Annotated in this window: 1 protein-coding gene; it reads left to right on the top strand. The window is 45.7% G+C overall.

What is annotated here, in order from left to right; translation table 11 throughout:
• The coding region (locus ACO0KZ_RS20490) for a GTP-binding protein (RefSeq protein ID WP_422998641.1) at positions 1–374 on the top strand (374 nt) is incomplete at both ends.

Here is a 374-nt window from a genome sequence, read left to right as displayed (position 1 = left end):
TTTGGCGGCGAAGCTAAAGCATACGATCAGATCGATGCAGCTCCAGAAGAAAAAGCACGCGGTATTACAATTAATACAGCGCACGTAGAATACGAAACAGCAGGTCGTCACTATGCTCACGTTGACTGCCCAGGCCATGCTGATTATGTTAAAAACATGATTACTGGTGCTGCTCAGATGGACGGCGCGATCTTGGTTTGCTCAGCAGCTGACGGTCCAATGCCACAAACACGTGAACACATCTTGTTGGCACGTCAAGTTGGTGTTCCATACATCATCGTTTTCTTGAACAAATGCGACATGGTTGATGACGCTGAGTTGTTGGAATTGGTTGAAATGGAAGTTCGTGAGTTATTGTCTAAATACGAATTCCC

This window comes from Undibacterium sp. Di24W (genome assembly GCF_049340325.1).
GTDB lineage: Bacteria > Pseudomonadota > Gammaproteobacteria > Burkholderiales > Burkholderiaceae_D > Undibacterium.
The sequence above is the reverse complement of the archived record's forward strand: the minus strand, read 5'-3'. Positions and strand labels throughout refer to the sequence as shown.